Here is a 16,718-nt window from a genome sequence, read left to right on the forward strand (position 1 = left end):
ACTCATGTTTGCAAACGAATTGCTGATCGGCGGCCAGTCCGTGGCCGCCCAGGACCAACAAACCTTCGACCGCATCGGCCCCGCCTGCGGTGTAGCCGTCAGCCGCAGCGCCGCCGCCCAGCTGGCCGATGTGGACCACGCGGTAAAAGCCGCGCAAGAAGCTTTCCCGGCCTGGTCCGCCATGCTGCCGGGCGCCCGCCGCGCCTTGCTGCTGAAAGCGGCCGACGCCATGGAAGCCCAGCGCGCCGCCTTTGTCGAGCGCGCCGTGGCGGAAGCCGGCGGCCACGCCATCTGGTATCAGTTCAACGTCACGCTAGCCGCCAACATGCTGCGCGAAGCGGCATCCATGACCACCCAGATCAGCGGCGAAGTGATTCCATCCGACGTGCCTGGCTCGATCGCCATGGGCGTGCGTCAGGCCGCTGGCGTGGTGGTCGGCATCGCGCCGTGGAATGCGCCTATCATCCTCGGCACCCGCGCGCTGGCCATGCCGCTGGCTTGCGGCAATACCGTGATTCTGAAAGCGTCCGAACAGTGCCCGGCCGTGCACCGCCTGATCGGCACGGTGTTTGAGGACGCCGGCTTCCCGCCCGGCGTGGTCAACGTCATCACCAACGCGCCACAGGATGCGCCGCAGATCGTCGAGCGCCTGATTGCGGCGCCGGCGGTACGCCGCGTCAACTTCACCGGTTCCACCGGCGTCGGCCGCATCATCGCCGAACATTGCGCGCGCCATCTGAAACCGGTGCTGCTGGAACTGGGCGGCAAAAATCCGCTGCTGGTGCTGGATGATGCCGACCTCGACGAAGCGGTCGAAGCGGCCGCCTTCAGCGCCTACTTTAATCAGGGCCAGATCTGCATGTCGGCCGACCGCATTCTGGTCGACCGCAAAGTGGCCGATGCCTTCCTGGAAAAATTCGCCGCCAAGGTCGCGACGCTGAAAGCCGCCCCGGCCGACGCGCCGCTGGCCGGCATGATCGCGCCGGCCGCCGCGCAACGCGTCAGCGCCATGCTGGACGATGCCCGTCAGTTGGGCGCGCGCGTGCTGCAAAGCTCGGCCGAGGTGCAGGGCAATGTGATGCAGCCGGCGATTGTCGACCAGGTCACGCCGGCGATGCGCGTGTATCAGGAAGAATCGTTCGGCCCCATCGTCTCGGTGCTGCGTTTCGACAGCGACGAGGAAGCTATTCAACTCGCCAACGACAGCGAATACGGCCTGTCCTCCGCCGTGTTCAGCCGCGATATCGGCCGCGCGATGGCGGTGGCCAAGCGCATCGAGTCCGGCATCTGCCACATCAACGGTCCGACCGTGCACGATGAGGCGCAGATGCCGTTCGGCGGCGTCAAGGGCAGTGGTTACGGACGCTTCGGCGGCAAGGCGGCGATCAACGAGTTCACCGAACTGCGCTGGATCACGATACAAACCACGCCGCGCCACTATCCGATCTGAAAGGAGCTCCGCATGCATCCAACCAAGAATGCGGAGCAGGTAACGGGAGCAGTAAGACGACGTCCAGTCAAACTGGGACAACCGGAAATCGCCGCCTGGCAGCAGGACGGCGTCTGGCATGTCGACGCCGTCACGCCGCTGTCCCCGTTCCCGTCACGCTACACCGACCGCCTGGAATCCGGCGCCGCCGCCCATCCGGAGCGCACGCTGGTGGCACGCCGTGGTCCCGATGGCGAATGGATACGCCTGTCCTACGCCGACATGCTGGACCGCGCGCGCCGCATCGGCCAGTCGCTGCTGGACCGTGGCTTGTCGGCCGAACGCCCGCTGCTTATCCTGTCCGGCAACGACCTGGAACACTACCAATTGGCGCTGGGCGCGATGTACGCCGGCATTCCGTACGCGCCGGTGTCGCCGGCCTACTCGCTGGTCGCCACCGACTTCCAGAAACTGGCCGACCTGGTGACCCAGCTGACGCCGGGCGCCATCTACGCCGCCGACGGCGAGGCCTTCTGCAAAGCGCTCTCCGCCGTGCTGCCGGACGACACCGAGCTGATTCTGGACACCGGCGACGCGCCCTGCCGCCCCAACGCTACCCGCTTCTCCACGCTGCTGGATGCCACGCCCGGTTCGGTGGAAGCGGCCCACGCGCAGGTCGGCAAGGACACCGTGGCCAAGTTCCTGTTCACCTCCGGCTCGACCAAGAAACCGAAAGCCGTCACCACCACCCACGGCATGTTGTGCAGCAACCAGCAAATGCTGCTGCAAACCTTCCCCTTCATGGGCGAAGAGCCACCGGTGCTGGTCGACTGGCTGCCGTGGAATCACACTTTCGGCGGCAGCCACAATGTCGGCATCGCGCTGTACAACGGCGGCACGCTGTATCTGGACGATGGCCGGCCGACGCCGCGCGACTTCCCGACCACGCTGCGCAATCTGGCCGAAATCGCGCCCACCATGTACTTCAACATCCCCAAGGGATTTGAAATGCTGACCGATGCGCTGGCCACCGACGCCCAACTGGGCGCCAACTTCTTTTCGCGCGTGAAGCTGTTCCTGTGCGCCGGCGCCGGCCTGTCGCAAGCGGCCTGGGACCGATTGGATGCCGCCGCCGTCGCCCACAGCGGCGAATCGGTGCGCATCATCACCGGCCTGGGGATGACCGAGACCTCGCCCTCCTGCACCTTCGGCACCGGCCACATCATCCGCGCCGGCTATGTCGGCGTGCCGGCGCCGGGCTGCAAGGTCAAGCTGGTGCCGGTCGGTGACAAACTGGAAGCCCGCTTCAAGGGGCCGCACGTGATGCCCGGCTACTGGCGCGCGCCGCAGCTGACCGCCGCCGCCTTCGACGAGGATGGCTACTACTGCACCGGCGACGCGCTGCGTTTTATCGATCCTTCGCAGCCGGAGCTGGGCTTTATGTTCGATGGCCGCATCGCGGAAGACTTCAAGCTCAACACCGGCACCTTCGTCAGCGTCGGCCCGATGCGGGCGCGCGTCATCAGCGGCGCCGCGCCGTACGTGATGGACGCGGTGGTCACCGGCATGGACCGCAGCGCCATCGGCCTGCTGCTGTTCCCGCGCCTGGAGCACTGTCTTAAACTGTCCGGCTTGGACGACAACGCCATGCCGGAACAGATCCTGAACAGCGCGCCGGTACGCGACTACTTCCGGCGCCTGCTGCAGCGCCTCAACGCCGACGCCAGCGGTTCCTCGCTGCGCATCGAGCGCCTATTGCTGGAGGTCGAACCGCCGTCTATCGACCACCGGGAAATCACCGACAAGGGCTCGATCAACCAGGCCGCCGTACTGGCCCGGCGCGCCGCCACGGTGGACGCACTATATGCGGGCAGCGATCCGCGCATCATCACTGATAAATAAAAAAGGAGACGAATATGAAGGTTAAACAGATAGCCGTACTGGTCGCCGGTGTGCTGCTGGCCAGCGCCTCGCAGGCGCAGGACACCATCCGCATCGGCGTCATCGCCGCCCTCACCGGCCCGTTCGCCAACACCGGCAAGCCGTTCGAGGACGGCATCAAGACCTATATCCAGCAGTATGGCGACAAAGTGGCCGGCAAGAAGATCGAAGTGATTTACCGCGACGATGGCGGCACCAATGCCGATCAATCCAAGCGCGCCGCGCAGGAACTGATCTCGCGTGACAAAGTCAGCTTCCTGGTTGGCTTCTCGCTGACCCCGAGCGCGCTGGCGGTGGCGCCCATCGCCACCCAGGCCAAGATCCCGATGATCGTGATGAACGCGGTCACCACTGGCATCACGTCGAAGTCACCGTACATGCTGCGCACAGGCATGACCATGCAACAGATGACCGAGCCTTTCGGCACCTGGACCGCCGCCAACAAAATCGGCAAGGTCTACACGCTGGTCAGCGACTACAGCACCGGCATCGACGCCGAGGCGCGCTTCACCAAAGGCTTGACCGCTGGCGGCGGCAAGGTGATCGGCTCATCGCGGGTGCCGCTGGCCAATCCGGATTACTCGCCGTTCGTCCAGCGCATCAAGGATGAAAAACCGGACGCGCTGTTCTTCTTCGCGCCCGGCGCTGAAGATGGCACCGGCCTGCTGAAAGCCTTCAGCGACAAAGGTCTGGACAAAGCCGGCATCCGCTTCCTCGGCGTCGGCGACATGACCAGCGATTCGCCGACGCTGGAAGCCCTGGGTGACCGCGCGCTGGGCGCGGTCACGGTGCTGAACTACTCGACCGCGCTGGACAACCCGGCCAACAAAGCCTTCCTGGCCGCCTACGCCGCTGCGCTGCCGAAGAATCTGCCGCCGACCTTTGTCACCGTCGCCGCTTACGACACCATGGGCATGATCTATGAAACCATCCGCAAGCTGAATGGCAATGTCAGCGGCGAGAAGGCGATGCCGATCCTGTCGACCATGAAGTGGGACAGCCCGCGCGGCCCGATCAGCATCGATCCCGCCAGCCGCGACATCGTGCAGAACATGTACATCCGCGAAGTCAAAAAGATCAACGGCAAGCTGGTTAACCAGCCGATCGGCGTCCTCAAGGACGTGATGCCGAACTAAGTTTTTCCCGCAGTTCCCGCAGGTCCGGACGCAGCCCATAGAAGGCTGCGGCGGGCCTGTTCGTCCTAAAAAACAAGGAGACTATCGATGAAAAGCATGACCTGCATCGCCGCCGCATCCGCCGCCCTGCTGTCCGCCTGCGGCAGCAACACCACTGCTCCCGTTACCTCGAACGCACTGCCGCAGCTGAGCGCAGCCAGCAGCGGCACGCTAAGCTCGTGCGCCGACTTGGCCAGCAAGATCAGCATCGCCAACACCACCATCACCGCCGCCACACCGATTGCGGCCGGCGCGCTGACCATCGCCGGCAAGGCGGTACCGGCGCACTGCCAGATCACCGGCCAGATGTACAAGCGCGTCAGCACGGTGGATGGCAACAGCTACGCCATCGGCTTTGAAATGCGGCTGCCGAACAATTGGAACGGCCGCTTCTTCTATCAGGCCAACGGTGGTCTGGATGGCAGCGTGGTCACCGCCACCGGCGCGGTGGGCGGCGGCGGGCCGCTCGACCATGCGCTGAACATGGGCTTTGCCGTCATCAGCTCGGACGCCGGCCATGGCGCCGCGACGCCATTCTTCGGCATCGATCCGCAAGCGCGGCTGGACTACGGCTACCAGGCGGTGGCCAAGCTGACGCCGATGGCCAAGAGCATCATCGAAACCGCATATGGCCGCAAGCCGGACCGCTCCTACTTCGGTGGCTGCTCCAACGGCGGCCGTCACACCATGGTGGCGGCAGCGCGCTATGCCGACCAGTACGACGGCTTCCTGGTCGGTGATCCCGGCTACCGCCTGCCGCTGGCGGCAATCGCCAACATCGCAGGCGGCAAGGCCTACAACGCGCTGGCCTCGACGGCCGGCGATCCGTCCACCGGCTTCACGCTGGCCGAGCGCGCACTGGTTTCCAACGCGGTGCTGGCCAAGTGCGATGCGCTGGATGGCGCCAGCGATGGTCTGATCCAGAATACCGAAGCCTGTCAGGCTGCCTTTGACTTGAACCGCGACGTGCCAACCTGCAGCGGTTCGCGTGACGGCACTTGCCTGAGCAGCGCGCAGAAGACCGCCATCAGCGGCCTGTTCACAGGCGCCACCACGGCAAGCGGCACCAAGATTTATTCCAGCTTCCCTTACGATGCCGGCCTCGCCACCGATGGCTGGGCGTTTTGGAAATTCACCAGCCCGCTGGTGCTGGACTCCGGCGCCGTTGGCCTGATCTGGCAGGCGCCGCCGGAAGACCCGACTACTTTCAACGGCCCGGTTTTCGCGCTGACCGGCGATCTGGCCAGCATGCTGACCAAGGTCGGCGCCACCACCAGCGTCTACACCGAAAGCGGATTGTCCTTCATGCTGCCGCCGACGCCGACCAACCTGGCGACGCTGAAGAACCGTGGCGCCAAGGTGATCGCCTACCACGGCACCAGCGATCCGATCTTCTCCAGCGATGACACGGTGGCCTGGTACAAGGGGCTGCGCGACGCCAACAGCGGCGATGCCAGCAACTTCGCGCAGCTGTTCCTGGTGCCGGGCATGAACCACTGTGCCGGCGGGCCCGCCGCCGACCAGTTCGACATGCTGACGCCATTGGTCAAATGGGTTGAACAGGGCACCGCACCGGACAGCGTGACCGCCAGCGTGCGCGGCGCCGGCAATGCCGGTGGCGTCAACAGCGATCTGCCGTCCAGCTGGTCCGCCACTCGCACGCGGCCGCTGTGCGCTTATCCTAAGGCCGCCAAGTACAAGGGCAGCGGCAGCATCGAGGACGCGGCCAACTTCAGCTGCCAGTAAGCCTGCGCGCGCGGGCCAGCAACATCAGGCCCGCGCACAGCAGCGCCCACACCGCCGGCTCCGGCACGGCCGACGGCACGGTCACCGCGACCGTCGCCAGCCCTGCCGTGGCGAGTACGCTGTCGGCGCTGCCGGGCTGCAGCGCGAATGTCACGATATCCGCACTGCTGCCGACATAACTGAAGTCCTGATCCAGCAGCGCGATGCCGAGATTGGTGCCAGCGCCGCTGCCGCTGCTGCCGCTGAAGCTGACGCTAAAGCTGTACACGCCGCCAAAATTCACCCACTGCGCAAACTCGCTCCACGCCGTGCTGTTGACGAGGCTGACACTGCTCGTCACGCTGCCACCAACATCGCCGTAGACATACGTGCCGCTGCTGTAGCTGCCGGTGAAATTGCTGATCGTGGCCTGCACCGGATCGGCGCCCGCCAGCGACAACATCAAAAAATCCAGATAACCACTCTGCCCCGCCAGCGAAGCGGTGTTGATCGTCACCTGATAGGTCGCTGCCTGCGCGGGCATGGCAACCGCCAGCAGCAGCCAAACGACGATCGATTTAAACAGCATCATGATGTGCATCCTTCATTGAGTGGCAAACAGCTTGGGCACGTAGCTGATCGCCACGCGGTTCGGATTGAGGAAGTTGGTAGCGACCGTAATGGTGGCGCCGGGCGCCAATGTCGGCTGCGACAACGTCAGCGTCGGCGCGCCACTCTGGCTGCCGGTGGCATTGGCCAGCGTCACGCCGCTGCTCAGCGCATCCAGCCGGAACACCAGCGGCGCATTCAGCGACGCCGCCGTCTTGTTGGTGAACGACACCGTGCCCTTGCTCTGCTGCGTGGCGCGGTCCAGCGTCAGACCCGACTGCGCGATCTTCACACTGGCGGTGGCGTCGATCACGCTCGCGGTGGTACTGCTAGCCGGCGTATAGGTGACCACCAGCGTCGGCCGGTACGCGGTATTGGCGGTGTATTCACGCGTAGCGTAGGAAGCATAGGTGTCCGACAGCGAATCGACCAACAGCGACAACTTGCGATCCACGCTAATGGCGGCGGTAGCGGCGCTGGTGACATCGATGCTGACCGCCGTGCCCACCGCCGGCGTCCACGTCGTCAGCGGCGTGGTGGACGATGCGGCTGGCTGCGTATTCCACGTTACCGACTCGGTCCAGCTATTGGACGCCAGCAGGAAAGCGCGGTGCGTGATACCGGTGCCGCTGACGGTATCCGGCGTCAGCACCACCTGCGCCGATTTGATGGTCGCGCCATCCGGCACATTGGACAACGAGAACTGAAACAACGCCTTGCGCAGCGATGCCTTGGCAACTACCGCATAGCTGTTGCTGCCATAAGCCGTACTGGCGTAGGTACCGCCACGGATATAAGCATCTAGCGTGGACGTGCTGGACACCGAAGTGGTTGGCGCCTGATAGGCCGGCAGCGACGGCGTCACATCAACGCCAGTCGTCACGCCGCCCAGCCGAACGCTAAAGCTCTTGCCCACCGCCCCGCTCACCGCCACCGTCAACTTCACCGATGGCGACAGCTGGTCCACCGTAACACCGCTATCTGCCGACAGCACCGAAGTCGCGCTGCGGCCAATCTCCACGCCGATGGTGTCGGTATTCGTTTGCGTAGGATCGGCCACGCTGACATCCAGCTCACCATCAGCCTCCTGCATCGCCACTGACGCCATGCGGTTGGCGGTAATCAGATGCCGCGTTCCGTCATACACAGTCTTGGTGGCGTTTTTCCAGAAATTGGCGCCGGTGACTTGCAGCGCCGTGTCATTGACCGCTTGCGCCTCGCTGGAATTCTCCAGAATGCGCACCGTCGGCGCCGATGCATAGGCCGAAGTCTCCAACGCGCTCAGATTGGGCAGCAACGTGTACGCATACGCCGCGCCAGACGGATTGCTGCCATGGTTCAGCGCCAGGCTGAGGAAGGTGTGGGTGTAAGCCGTGGTGCTGCCGGTACTGCTGGAACCATTGTTGATCGCATACCAGTTGCCGGTGCGTGCCTCGCGCAAGCCCTGCACCGTGGTGGCCACCGGGAAGTGATAACCAATGTCGGCGCCAGTCACGCTGCCTGCCAGATGCGCCCACTTCACATCCGCCATGCTCTCGCTCCAACCGGCGGATACCGACTTGCCGCTGCCATCCACCGTCAGCGCGTTATCACCGGCGCTATTCAGCTTGCGGTTCTCGACGATGGTTTCCACCGCGACGTTGTCACTGCTGGTAATGCCCGCGCCCAGCGCCGTGATGCGATTGCCGAACATGAACCAGCTCTTCTTGCCGGTCAACGTGCTGCCGGTCACCCCGGACATGCTGTAGTTCATGCCGGCCACCGCGTAACGGCCATTGACCACCGTGCCGCCCACCCACGCCTTCGTATTCAGATAGCTTTTAAAGCCCACCGGCGTGCCGCTGCCGGTATGGTCGGTGGTGGTGCCGGGCAGCCGCGTCATGTCGACGGTGGGCCAGTAGTTGCCCAGATACTGGGTCTGGTCGGCGTTGAGCAGATTGGTCATGCCGATGCCGGTCCACCAGCCCTTGATATTTTCGCCGTTGCCGTATTCGAAGGCGGAAATGCGCGGCGAGAACAGGCTCAGTACGAAGGCGTGACCCGGCTCGCGCTGCACCACCCGGTCCATGCCGGCGAACACGCGCGCCTCGGTGGCTTCGTCCTGCGCCGTCACCGCGCTGTCGTTGGCGATGCTTTTCAGCGCGGCCAGGTCGGTGATGGCCAACCCGGTCTGGGTGCCGCCGGCGGTGGTGGTGGGCTGGTAGTAGCTGCTGCCGAAGGTGGTGTCGCGCTGTATCCAGCCCTTGACCATGGCTTTCAGCGCCGGCGCTTCGGACGCTGGCGCCACCAGTGCCAGTTGCGCCATCGGCGCCACCATGCCGCGCCCGGCCACATGATCGCCGGTGGATTCGTAGGCAATGTTACGGCCACGTACCGCATCCAGCGCGGCACCGTCGTAGATCACCGGGCGGAAGGCGTTGTTGGCCCAGGCGTAGACGTTGGCGATGGCCGGATCGCTGAAGTCCCATGCGCTGCCGCCCAGCAGGCCGATCATCTTGCTGATGGCGCTCAACAGCGAGCCGCCGTAGCCGCCGGTGTAGGCCACGGTGGTGTGCTGGACGAAGGAGCCGTCTTCATAGAAGCCATCGCCGCTGGTGACGTAGGGCAGCACGCCGCTCAGCGCGTCGCGGCCGGTGATCAGTTTGGACGGGGATTTCTCCAGCATGCCGCGCACGATCACCACCATGCATTTGTCGATCAGATTGGCGCCGGTTTCGGTGAGATCGAAATCATCGCCATTGGCTTTTTTGCGCTTGGTGGGATCGGGCACGAAGTGGTCGATGGCGGCGATGTAGTTGGCGCGCTGGGCGGCGGTCAGGTTGCCGTACATCAGGGTCATGATGTTGTTCAGCGTTTTGGGGATGGCGATCTGCCAGTGAAACCAGTTGTCGAAGTAGACGGTGCTGGTGTTGTAGTAGCTGGTGTTCAGCCAGTCCAGCGCGCTGACGATGTCGGCCGCCAGCGTAGCATCCTGGTACAGCGTGGAGCCGGGGGTGCTGTAGGCCAGCGCCATGGTGCTGAGCCGGCCGTAGTTGTTGGACAGCGTGGCCGATTTGCTGAAGTCGGCCTGGTCGCTCCATAGCGCGCTGCGGTCGCTGGTGCGGATCAAATTGGTTGAATAACTCTGGGCATTGGCGCTGATGACGGCGATCTGGGTGGCGATGTCGGCATCGGTGGGATCGGCGGCGCTGCCGCCGGTCAGCGCCACCAGCCACTTGGCGCGCAGGTCATCGAAATTGTCGGCGTAGACCGGGCTGGCGGATGCCATCAGCAACAGCAGGGTGCCGGCGGCAAGCAGGCGGGTGGTATGAGTCATGATGCAAGGTCTCCATTGTTATGCGGCAACTTGATCGGGTAACGTTAACATACTCGGTTAACGATACCACCTTCATACCAATGACGTAAAGCTGCGATGTTGTAGGAAGGAGACTAAGGCAGAAGCACGTATTTACGGGTCAGCAGCTCGACTTGCTGGCTGCCGTGGGAACCAATCCAGTTCCAGACCGCTTCTACCTGCTCACGGTTGCGCTGGTAGTAATCGCGGTTGGCGCCCAGCCACATGTAGGAGACGCGCGCCGGCTTGTCCAGCCGCGTCACCTGCTTGCCGTAGCGATTGGCCACGTAGGAATCGAGCGCGCCCGGCGACATCAGCGCCAGCGTGAAGCCATCCACCCGGTTCATTAGCAGTTTGTCCAGATTGTTCCAGGAGCTGAAGCTGCCGTCGTCGATGCGCAGCCCGGCTTCCTTCAGGTGCTGGGCCAGAACGGTGCCTTGATTGGCCGCCAGCGTGCGGTTCTTGAAATACTGGGTGGGATCGGTATCGGCCGGCAAGTGGTCGGCGGTGCGCACGAACACGTAGGCTGCGGTGCGCAGCGCGCGCCGGTTATCCGGGTCGCCGCCCGCCAGCGTGGCGATGACGTAGCCGGCATTGTCGTCGGCCGGCGTGTCGGCCGGGGCGATGTCGACCGCGCCGCTGCTCAGCGCCAGACGCACCCTGGCCACCGGCAGCCGCACCAGCTCGACCGGGCAGCCGACGGCGCGGAAGGCGTCGCGCATCAGCTCGACCAGCACGCCCGGCTTGGCCGGCACCTCGCCGCCATTGCCCATGTAATAGGGCGCGCGTTCGCGATCGGAATAGCCGATGCGCACCGTTTTGCAGGCGCCGGCCGCTTGCGCCGTCGCGCAAATCAGAGACAGGAACACGATCCAATACTTCATCCTGCGAGTATAGCCGCTGATGGGCTACACTTGTCTAATCTTTATGCCCCCCAGGAGCCAGGATATGACCCGTAAGACCGCCGCCGACTTTGATCCGGAAGTTCTGAAGCTGTTTGACCAGTACGTACACGGCCGCATCAGCCGGCGCGATTTCCTGTCCTCCGCCACCCGCTACGCGGTGGGAGGCGTGAGCGCCGCCGGCCTGCTGAGCGCGCTCAGCCCGAGCTTTGCCGCGCCGCTGGTGACGCCGGACGACAAGCGCCTCAACGCCCGCTATGTCGAACCGCCTTCGCCGCAGGGCAATGGCAAAGTGCGCGGCTACCTGGTGTCGCCGGCCGGCGCCAAGGGCAAGCTGCCGACGGTGCTGGTGGTGCACGAGAACCGCGGCCTGAATCCGCACATCGAAGACATCGCGCGCCGTCTGGCGCTGGACGGGTTTGTCGCGTTCGCGCCGGATGCGCTGTACACGCTGGGCGGCTATCCGGGCGACGAGGACAAGGCGCGCGAACTGTTCGGCAAGCTGGACCAGACCAAAACCCGCGCCGATTTCCTCTCCGCCGCGCAGTGGCTGAAGCAGCTGCCGGAAGGGAACGGCAAGCTGGGCGTGGTCGGCTTCTGCTACGGCGGCGGCATCGCCAACTACCTGGCGACGCAGCTGCCGGACCTGCTGGCGGCGGTCCCCTTCTACGGCGCGCAGCCGAAAGCCGAAGACGCGGCGCGCATCAAGGCGCAACTGCTGATCCACGACGCCGGCAAGGACGAACGCATCCTGGCCGGCTGGCCAGCCTACGAAAAAGCATTGAAAGAAGCCGGCGTGAAGTACGAACATTACGTGTACGCCGGCGTCGAGCACGGCTTCAACAACGACACCACCCCACGCTACGACGAAGCCGCCGCCAAACTAGCCTGGCAACGCACAGTCGACTTGTTCCGCAGTCGCCTGGCCTGACAAACACCTTGCTGTAACGACCGACAGGGTAAGGGGCGTTGGACTATGATTAAGTCCGCGCCCCATTTCGCGCGCAGCGCACTGCCAAGTGTTCCTCACTGAAAGGATCATCATGGCCCACATGCATAATCCCCCTCATCCCGGCCTGACTTTGCGTGATGACGTACTGCCCGCGCTCGGTTTAAGTGCCCCTCAGGCAGCAGCGCAACTTGACGTTGATCCTCATCACTTTCTGCAAGTGCTAAACGGTAACGCGGCGATCACACCCGAGTTGGCACAGCATATTGAGATGTGGCTTGGCACTGAGCGCGGCGGCGCGGCCCGATTGTGGTTAGCGGAGCAGCACGCCTTTGATGCTTGGCAAGCCGGCACTCACCGCTGTTAAAATAGCTTCATGCGTAACGTCCTGGCCCTGCTCGCTGCAGTGATCTTCGTGCTGTATAGCTCGGTGCTGGCGGCTGCGCCGGCCAAGGCTTGCTGCAAGGATGCGCATTGTCCGGTGGAGCAGTGTGTGGCGATGGCGTGTACGCCGTCAGCCATGCCGGCGACGGTGGGCAAGGCGTTGCAGCTTGATCTGCCATCGCCGCGCCAGGCGCCGCTGCCGCATCGCGCGGCCGAGCTGCCCTGCCCGGCCGAAGAAATCTGGCGGCCGCCCGATTGATGAATGGAAGTCCTATCCCACACTTCTATTCATTCAAAGGAAAAACACATGAAATCGATTCTGATCAAATCCGCCGCCGTGACGGCGATCCTGCTGGTCTCGGCCGGCGCCTATGCCGCCAATATGGATTGCTGCGGCGATATCGCCTGCTGCCTGAAGATGCTGACGGCGGCCTGCTGCCCGTAATCCTCTTACTTTCCTGACGACGTCAGGAAGAACCCCCGCAGCGTGTCGACAAACAGCGCCGGTTGTTCCAGGTTGATGACGTGACCGGCATCCACCTTGAGCAAGCTGCCATGTTTGAGTAACGATACGGCACGCTGCGCTTCCGCCTCGCTCATGGCGCCGTTCAAGGTGCCATCGGGCAGCGTGGTGGTGTGTGCCTGCATCAGCAGCACCGGACAGTCGATGCTGGCCAGCGCGGCGGCATGATCGAAGCCGGCATTCCAGCTGCCATCGTAGAACGCCGCGCCGAAACGCGGATCGTACTGATCCAATCCCCGCACCATCATGCGCACCGTGTCGTTACGCAGCAGGCCGATTTCCGCTGGCTGGCCGGGATGCATGCGGTGGTACAGCTTGACCAGCTGCGTCAACATAAGCGGCGTGCCGGGGCCGACGTTCTTTTTGAAGAACTGGGCATTACCGTCTATCCAGTACAGCAGAAAATTATCCGGATGATCCTGCAGCGCCGTATAGCTGGTCCTGAACGCTCGATTGGCGATCGTCTGCTGAATGCGCGGATATTCAGATGAGAACAGCGGCGGATCTTCCAGCACCACCGCCTTGACCAATTGCGGCCGGTTCGCCGCCAACCACGTAGCCAGCAGCCCGCCGGATGAATTGCCACTCAGGTAGACCGGCTTGCCGATCTGCCGCGCAATGAAATCGCCCAGGTCGGCGCCAATCTGGTTGGCCGACATCGAATAATCGGCCGGCGTCACCGTCGCGCCATGGCCGGGATAGTCGATATCGTAGACATGGAAGGACTGCGCCAGCGCCGGCAGCACGCGGCTATAGCTGAACCAGTCCAGCAACTGCGCATGCAGCAGCACCAGCGGCGGCCCGTTGTCCGGCCCTTCCACGTAGCTCAGCTTGATGCGATTGACCTGCGCGGTCTTCTGCACATAGCCGGCCGCAGCCACCTTGTCGTGGTACGGGTCGGCGCGGGCGGTCAGGCACAACGCCAATCCGGCAATCAACAGCATCAGACGTCGCATTGCAATCCCTCGGTGATAACGATGGCGCTCAGTATAATGAGCCATGCTCAGTTTTTATACTCGCTTTCCCGGCGGCTTGGCCGCTGCCACGCCCTAATGCGCAAATGACTGATTCCAAAAGAAAAAATCCCCGTCAGGAGCGCGCCCGCCAGACCGTCGACACCATATTGCAAACCACCGCTCAGATTCTGGTGGAGGAAGGCGCGGACAAGCTCACCACCAACTACCTGGCGCGCAAGGCCGGTTTCTCGATCGGCACCATCTACCAGTACTTCCCGCACCGCGAAGCCATCGTGCTAGCCCTGATCGAGCGCCAGCGCGAACAGGCGCGGCAGCGCATCGCCATGGTGGTCCAGCATCTGCCGAAAGGCGGCATGGAGGAAAAGCTGCGGCTGATCGTGCGCACGCTGCATCACGCCTTCAGCCTGCACCGCAACGCCGACCAGCGCCTGACCTTCGCGCTGCTGCGGCTGGCCATCGCCCACGGCCTGCCGGCGCCGTCGGACGATCTGGCCGAGGCGCTGGTCAAAGTCTGGCAAGAGGGAGAAGGGACAACTGCGGCGGCATTAAACGCCAGCGAAACCTTCGTGCTGACGCGGGCGCTGGTGGAAGTGCTGCGCCATGCAACGTTGCATGGCTCGCCGTTACTGGGCACGACGGAATTTGAAGATGCCCTGCTGCGGCTGGTGCTGGGCTTTCTGCGCGCCAGCCGGGATGGATCTGACTGATCCATCCCGACCTGGGCATTACGACTTGGCGAAGGCCAGGAAGTCGTTATTGAACTTCTCTTTGTGCGTGTCGGTCAGACCGTGTGGCGCACCTGGGTAGACGATCAGCTTCGAACCCTTGACGATCTTGGCCGAGGCGATGCCGGCGGCTTTTATCGGCACGACCTGGTCGTCATCACCGTGGATGATCAGGGTCGGCTTGTCGAACTTTTTCAGGTCGTCGCGGAAGTCGGTTTCCGAGAAGGCTTTGATCGAGTCGTAGGTGTTTTTAAAGCCACCTTGCATGCCCTGTGCGTACCAAGCTTGAATGATGCCTTGCGATGGTTTGGCACCAGGACGGTTGTAGTTATAGAACGGGCCGGAGGCGATATCCAGATACAGCTGGCCGCGATCCTTGACCTGGCCGGCGCGGATGCCGTCAAACACTTCAATCGGCAGGCCGTCCGGGTTGGTATCGGTCTTCAGCATCAGCGGTGGCACCGAGGAGATCAGGCCCAGTTTGGCGATGCGCTTGGTGCCGTAACGGCCGACGTAGCGCGCCACTTCGCCACCGCCGGTCGAGAAGCCGGCCAGGATGATGTTTTTCAGGTCCAGCGCTTCGATCAGCTGCGCCAGGTCGTCGGCGTAGTGGTCCATGTCGTTGCCTTCCCAAGGCTGGCTGGAACGGCCGTGGCCACGGCGGTCATGGGTAATCACGCGGAAACCATTATTGGCCAGGAAGAACGCTGCCGACTCCCAGCTGTCCGAACTCAGCGGCCAGCCGTGGCTCAGGATCACCGGTTGGCCGTTGCGTGGGCCCCAGTCCTTGTAATAGATCTCGACGCCGTCGCGGGTGGTGATGGTGCTGGCGGTTTTGCTGACCGGACCGGTGCTGGTGGCGGCTTGCGCTTCGGTGGTGCCCAGCGCGGCCAGTGGCAGGGCCACGGCGGCGGCAGCGGCGCCAGCGGAGTTGAACAGAGCGTTGCGACGGGACAGATTAACGGTGGTGTTCATGATGTTCTTCCTTTTAGGCTATGTATGGATAATCAGTGTTGTGCTACAGTCATTTCGTTCTGCAGCTGCGATGGAATGAATCTTAGGCCTCGGCCAACGTTTGTGGAACAGACAACACTGCAAGCCCACTTTGCAAAAATGCAGAGCCCCCATGCCCACTAGCCCCGAATTCGACTGGAACGACATCCCCCTGATCCTGGCGCTGGCCCGCAGCGGCAGCATGAGCGCCACCGGCCGCCAGCTGGGCGTGGACGCCTCGACCATCAGCCGCCGCATCGCCGCCGCCGAAAAGGCGCTCAAGCTGCGCCTGTTCATCCGCGATAACACCGGCTACCAGCTGACCGACGCCGGCCGCATCTTCGTCCAGCATGGCGACGCGGTGTACGGCAATGTCCAGAGCATGTTGCAAGCCTCTTCGCAGGAGGCCGATGCCACCGTGGGCACAGTCAACATCACCTCGATCGACTTCCTGTTTGACTACTGGCTGCTGGACCACGTTCCCGCCCTGCACGAACAGCATCCCAACCTGCAACTGGTGCTGCAGGCGGAAAATCAGAACCTGTCCTTCACCCGGCGTGAGGCCGACTTCGCGCTACGTCTCGGCAAACCGGGCGAGGACGCCGCGCTGGTGATGCGCAAGCTGGGCGACATGGGCTTTGCCGTCTATGGCCATCAGAAATTCGCCGACACGCCGCGCGGTTGCTGGGGCACGCAGCCCTGGATCGCCTACAACGACGCACTGGCCGGCACCGGTGAAATGCAATGGCTGGCCGGGATGGACCCGCAGCCGCGCCGCGTACTCAAGGTGAACAGCCTCAGCACCGTGGTGCGCGCCTGCCGCGCCGGCGTTGGCATGGCGCTCCTGCCCTGCATCATGGGCCAGCAGGAAGGCTTGCAGCGCATCGGCGCCACGGTCGAAGTGCAGCGCGACATCTGGCTGCTCAGCCACCGCGACGCCGGTGGCATCGCCCGCTTCAAAACCATCTCCGCCTGGCTGTCGCAGGTGTATGCCGCCAACGAACAGCTGCTGTGCGGCGCTGCTTTACACCCTTAGAACGCATTCTGCCCCC

At 63.8% G+C, this 16,718-nt stretch carries 15 protein-coding genes; 10 read left to right on the forward strand and 5 right to left on the reverse strand.

Going from position 1 to position 16,718, the window contains the following annotated elements; genetic code table 11:
* Positions 1 to 4: 4 nt before the first annotated feature.
* From GJ699_RS13795 to GJ699_RS13810, 4 genes are all read left to right on the forward strand, one after another.
* Entirely contained in the window at positions 5 to 1,450 is a 1,446-nt protein-coding gene (locus tag GJ699_RS13795) for an aldehyde dehydrogenase (protein WP_154377095.1), read from the forward strand.
* Between the two features lie 12 nt (positions 1,451 to 1,462).
* Complete coding sequence (locus GJ699_RS13800; RefSeq protein WP_154377097.1) at positions 1,463 to 3,331, forward strand: feruloyl-CoA synthase; 1,869 nt, start codon at positions 1,463 to 1,465, stop codon at positions 3,329 to 3,331.
* Between the two features lie 14 nt (positions 3,332 to 3,345).
* Positions 3,346 to 4,506 carry an ABC transporter substrate-binding protein gene (locus tag GJ699_RS13805; protein ID WP_154377100.1) on the forward strand — a complete coding sequence of 387 codons (1,161 nt, stop codon included), beginning with the start codon at positions 3,346 to 3,348 and terminating at the stop codon, positions 4,504 to 4,506.
* Positions 4,507 to 4,593: 87 nt separating this feature from the next.
* A complete protein-coding gene (locus GJ699_RS13810) occupies positions 4,594 to 6,291 on the forward strand; it encodes a tannase/feruloyl esterase family alpha/beta hydrolase (protein ID WP_371867557.1) in 1,698 nt (565 codons plus the stop codon).
* On the opposite strand, the gene GJ699_RS13815 is transcribed toward GJ699_RS13810, so the two are convergent.
* From GJ699_RS13815 to GJ699_RS13825, 3 genes are all read right to left on the reverse strand, one after another.
* Positions 6,278 to 6,862, reverse strand: a complete 585-nt coding sequence (locus GJ699_RS13815; protein WP_195763538.1) for an NF038129 family PEP-CTERM protein — start codon at positions 6,860 to 6,862, stop codon at positions 6,278 to 6,280. The two genes, GJ699_RS13810 and GJ699_RS13815, sit on opposite strands and share 14 nt — an antisense overlap.
* Positions 6,863 to 6,874: 12 nt before the next feature.
* Positions 6,875 to 10,195, reverse strand: coding sequence for a polysaccharide lyase family 8 super-sandwich domain-containing protein (locus GJ699_RS13820; RefSeq protein WP_154377104.1), 3,321 nt, complete (start codon positions 10,193 to 10,195; stop codon positions 6,875 to 6,877).
* Positions 10,196 to 10,308: 113 nt separating this feature from the next.
* Entirely contained in the window at positions 10,309 to 11,082 is a 774-nt protein-coding gene (locus tag GJ699_RS13825; protein ID WP_154377106.1) for a transporter substrate-binding domain-containing protein, read from the reverse strand.
* Between the two features lie 79 nt (positions 11,083 to 11,161).
* On the opposite strand from GJ699_RS13825, the gene GJ699_RS13830 reads away from it, so the two are divergent.
* From GJ699_RS13830 to GJ699_RS13845, 4 genes are all read left to right on the forward strand, one after another.
* A complete protein-coding gene (locus tag GJ699_RS13830) occupies positions 11,162 to 12,046 on the forward strand; it encodes a dienelactone hydrolase family protein (RefSeq protein ID WP_154377107.1) in 885 nt (294 codons plus the stop codon).
* Between the two features lie 112 nt (positions 12,047 to 12,158).
* Entirely contained in the window at positions 12,159 to 12,431 is a 273-nt protein-coding gene (locus GJ699_RS13835; RefSeq protein WP_154377108.1) for a HigA family addiction module antitoxin, read from the forward strand.
* A 9-nt stretch (positions 12,432 to 12,440) separates the two neighbouring features.
* Complete coding sequence (locus tag GJ699_RS13840) at positions 12,441 to 12,707, forward strand: hypothetical protein (RefSeq protein WP_154377109.1); 267 nt, start codon at positions 12,441 to 12,443, stop codon at positions 12,705 to 12,707.
* Between the two features lie 48 nt (positions 12,708 to 12,755).
* A complete protein-coding gene (locus GJ699_RS13845) occupies positions 12,756 to 12,893 on the forward strand; it encodes a hypothetical protein (protein ID WP_154377110.1) in 138 nt (45 codons plus the stop codon).
* Positions 12,894 to 12,898: 5 nt separating this feature from the next.
* On the opposite strand, the gene GJ699_RS13850 is transcribed toward GJ699_RS13845, so the two are convergent.
* Positions 12,899 to 13,927 carry an alpha/beta fold hydrolase gene (locus GJ699_RS13850; RefSeq protein WP_195763539.1) on the reverse strand — a complete coding sequence of 343 codons (1,029 nt, stop codon included), beginning with the start codon at positions 13,925 to 13,927 and terminating at the stop codon, positions 12,899 to 12,901.
* Positions 13,928 to 14,031: 104 nt separating this feature from the next.
* On the opposite strand from GJ699_RS13850, the gene GJ699_RS13855 reads away from it, so the two are divergent.
* Entirely contained in the window at positions 14,032 to 14,655 is a 624-nt protein-coding gene (locus GJ699_RS13855) for a TetR/AcrR family transcriptional regulator (RefSeq protein ID WP_154377112.1), read from the forward strand.
* 18 nt (positions 14,656 to 14,673) lie between these two features.
* On the opposite strand, the gene GJ699_RS13860 is transcribed toward GJ699_RS13855, so the two are convergent.
* Positions 14,674 to 15,648, reverse strand: coding sequence for an alpha/beta fold hydrolase (locus GJ699_RS13860; protein ID WP_154377115.1), 975 nt, complete (start codon positions 15,646 to 15,648; stop codon positions 14,674 to 14,676).
* A 151-nt stretch (positions 15,649 to 15,799) separates the two neighbouring features.
* Here GJ699_RS13860 and GJ699_RS13865 point away from each other — a divergent pair, with 151 nt between their 5' ends.
* Entirely contained in the window at positions 15,800 to 16,702 is a 903-nt protein-coding gene (locus tag GJ699_RS13865) for a LysR family transcriptional regulator (RefSeq protein ID WP_154377117.1), read from the forward strand.
* Positions 16,703 to 16,718 lie beyond the last annotated feature (16 nt).

Origin of the sequence: Duganella guangzhouensis (assembly GCF_009674535.1) — a bacterium.
Lineage (GTDB): Bacteria > Pseudomonadota > Gammaproteobacteria > Burkholderiales > Burkholderiaceae_D > Rugamonas > Rugamonas guangzhouensis.

Bases quoted from the DNA above. Each gene is read 5' to 3' on its own strand.
- GJ699_RS13795 (WP_154377095.1), top strand. From the start codon at position 5: ATGTTTGCAAACGAATTGCTGATCGGCGGCCAGTCCGTGGCCGCCCAG.
- GJ699_RS13800 (WP_154377097.1), top strand. From the start codon at position 1,463: ATGCATCCAACCAAGAATGCGGAGCAGGTAACGGGAGCAGTAAGACGA.
- GJ699_RS13805 (WP_154377100.1), top strand. From the start codon at position 3,346: ATGAAGGTTAAACAGATAGCCGTACTGGTCGCCGGTGTGCTGCTGGCC.
- GJ699_RS13810 (WP_371867557.1), top strand. From the start codon at position 4,594: ATGAAAAGCATGACCTGCATCGCCGCCGCATCCGCCGCCCTGCTGTCC.
- GJ699_RS13815 (WP_195763538.1), bottom strand. From the start codon at position 6,862: ATGATGCTGTTTAAATCGATCGTCGTTTGGCTGCTGCTGGCGGTTGCC.
- GJ699_RS13820 (WP_154377104.1), bottom strand. From the start codon at position 10,195: ATGACTCATACCACCCGCCTGCTTGCCGCCGGCACCCTGCTGTTGCTG.
- GJ699_RS13830 (WP_154377107.1), top strand. From the start codon at position 11,162: ATGACCCGTAAGACCGCCGCCGACTTTGATCCGGAAGTTCTGAAGCTG.
- GJ699_RS13835 (WP_154377108.1), top strand. From the start codon at position 12,159: ATGGCCCACATGCATAATCCCCCTCATCCCGGCCTGACTTTGCGTGAT.
- GJ699_RS13840 (WP_154377109.1), top strand. From the start codon at position 12,441: ATGCGTAACGTCCTGGCCCTGCTCGCTGCAGTGATCTTCGTGCTGTAT.
- GJ699_RS13845 (WP_154377110.1), top strand. From the start codon at position 12,756: ATGAAATCGATTCTGATCAAATCCGCCGCCGTGACGGCGATCCTGCTG.
- GJ699_RS13850 (WP_195763539.1), bottom strand. From the start codon at position 13,927: ATGCGACGTCTGATGCTGTTGATTGCCGGATTGGCGTTGTGCCTGACC.
- GJ699_RS13855 (WP_154377112.1), top strand. From the start codon at position 14,032: ATGACTGATTCCAAAAGAAAAAATCCCCGTCAGGAGCGCGCCCGCCAG.
- GJ699_RS13860 (WP_154377115.1), bottom strand. From the start codon at position 15,648: ATGAACACCACCGTTAATCTGTCCCGTCGCAACGCTCTGTTCAACTCC.
- GJ699_RS13865 (WP_154377117.1), top strand. From the start codon at position 15,800: ATGCCCACTAGCCCCGAATTCGACTGGAACGACATCCCCCTGATCCTG.